The organism is Microcystis sp. M49636_WE2 (assembly GCF_030065375.1).
Lineage (GTDB): Bacteria > Cyanobacteriota > Cyanobacteriia > Cyanobacteriales > Microcystaceae > Microcystis > Microcystis aeruginosa_C.
Map to the genome: position 1 here is coordinate 1 of NZ_JASJFG010000319.1, position 2,155 is coordinate 2,155.

General features: G+C 35.5%; 2 protein-coding genes and 1 pseudogene. All 3 read left to right on the forward strand.

Annotation, left to right across the window (positions count from 1 at the left end; translation table 11 throughout):
- Positions 1–285: pseudogene (locus PX484_RS07675) on the forward strand (AAA family ATPase); the annotation flags it as partial.
- A 3-nt stretch (positions 286–288) separates the two neighbouring features.
- Positions 289–972 (forward strand): hypothetical protein, encoded by a 684-nt coding sequence (locus PX484_RS07680; RefSeq protein ID WP_287768165.1) that lies wholly within the window; start codon positions 289–291, stop codon positions 970–972.
- Between the two features lie 244 nt (positions 973–1,216).
- Positions 1,217–2,155: ABC transporter transmembrane domain-containing protein (locus PX484_RS07685; RefSeq protein ID WP_288103355.1), on the forward strand; the 939-nt coding region annotated here is incomplete at its 3' end.

Sequence of the window (2,155 nt, forward strand, 5' to 3'; positions counted from 1 at the left end):
AGCGTTATATTAATCGATGAATTTGAAAATAGTTTGGGGGTTAACTGTTTGGACACTTTAACAGAAGATTTATTAGTTAATTATCGAGATTTACAGTTTATTATTACCAGTCATCATCCCTATATAATTAATAATATCAGTCCTGCCTATTGGAAAATAGTCACTCGTAAAGGAGGAGTAATTCAGGTACACAATGCGGCTGATTTTCATATTTCTAAAACTCGACAAAAAGCCTTTATTGATCTTATCAATGTCTTAGAAGAATTTCCCCAAGGAATTAGTTAATCGATGAATATTTATTTTTTAGTTGAAGGAAGAAGTACCGAAAAAAAGCTTTATACTGCCTGGTTAACTTATCTTATCCCCGAATTTAAGCGAGTTGATTTTTACGATCAAGTCAATCACAACAATTACTTTCTGATTAGTGGTAATGGCTACCCCTCGATACTTGATGAGGGAATTCCTAACGCCATCGATAAAATTCAAGAAGTATCCAAATATAACTATCTAGTCATCTGTCTCGATGCTGATGAGGATACTGTCGAAGAAAGAGAACAATATGTTAATGACTTTATCACCAAACATATTACTATCCCCGCACAACTTGAAATCGTGATCATTATTCAAAATCGCTGTCTTGAAACATGGCTATTAGGCAATCGCACAATATTTAATCCTAAACAACCTTTACAGGGACTTTTAGCTGATTATGTTCAACACTATGATGTTTACGAAAATGATCCCGAACTAATGGGTAGATTTAATTGCAGAAATCATGCCGATTTTCATTTTGCTTATCTAAAGTCTATTTTTGAAGCTAAAAAGTTGTCTTATTCTAAAAAATTCCCTGGGGTAGCTCAAGAACAATACTATCTTAATCAATTAAAAAAGCGTATCGATAAAACCGAACACTTAAAAACCTTTCAGAAATTTATTAATTTTTGTGATAATATTCGTCAAAATTTTAGATAAATTGATCTGTGGTGCTTCTGCCAAGGATGAAATATAAGCTGATCTGGCATCGTCTCCTGACTAATAGCTGATTGAGAATACAAGACTATGACAAGGCTTTTGTCCTATAAATTTCTAGGTCGGCAGATTTTTGTAGTATTGTAGTATAATGGTAACTCCAGAAAAACAATCCCAAAAGTGCCTTTAGTCTCTTCAGTTATCAGTTACCAGATAGAAGTTAAAAATTGGCAATTTACTTGATGTTATGGCTTCCTTACGCGATATTCTCAGTTACTATCGCAATTATCAAAAAGCCGCCTTTTTGAGCATTGCTGCATCCAGTGTCTTTGAAATTATCGATCTGATGGTTCCCTACGCTGTCGGACAGATTCTTAATGTTCTTTCCGATCAACCTTTAGATGGATTCGTGCAATCTTTGGTCGATCGCACCATGATTTTAACTCCCTTTGCCTCAGAAAAGTGGGTTAGTTTGGCAGTATTATTAGGCTTAATTTTCCTAACCACGGTAATTAAAGCACCAATTCAGCCTTGGGTGGGTGTATGGTTTCACTGGGAAATATCCTTAAGAGCGCGACGAGATCATCTCAAAAAAATTATTGCCAAAATTCTCACCTTACCTCTATCTTTTTACGATGAAAATAATCCAGGACGCATCGCTAACCGGATCGCCAAAGGGATAGAAAATCATACTTGGACTTATCCTGAAGTGGCGGGAATGATGATCCCAAAATTGTTTAGAGTTTTGGGTATCTTTATTGTTATTTGGGTAATTCAATGGCAGATCGCCCTCGCTTTTGTTATTTCTTTTGTATTAATTCTAGCTTTTATTGTGAGAGATTTAAAAGATTTAATGCAAAAAGAAAGAATTCTTGATCGGCACATCGAAAATACCCAAAGTCGCAATTCTGAGATTATTACTAATATCAAAACTGTCAAAGCTTTTGCCACAGAAGGACAGGAATTATATCGTCAGAAACAGCGTTTAGAGAGAGAATTTACCTACGTTGTCTATCGCATTCATAAGGGTTATGTGGACTTAATTACTTGGGAAAAAACCCTCGTCCAAGCTAGTTTATTTGGAGTATTTTTCTTTACTCTCCTAGCTACCGTTCAACAGAAAATCTCGATCGGGCATTTTATCACCACCTATACCCTCGCTAGTATGGCCTATGCGGAATTAGAT

What these genes read in the sequence shown, in the direction of transcription:
- PX484_RS07680 (WP_287768165.1), top strand. Translation starts at nt 289, where the DNA reads ATGAATATTTATTTTTTAGTTGAAGGAAGAAGTACCGAAAAAAAGCTT.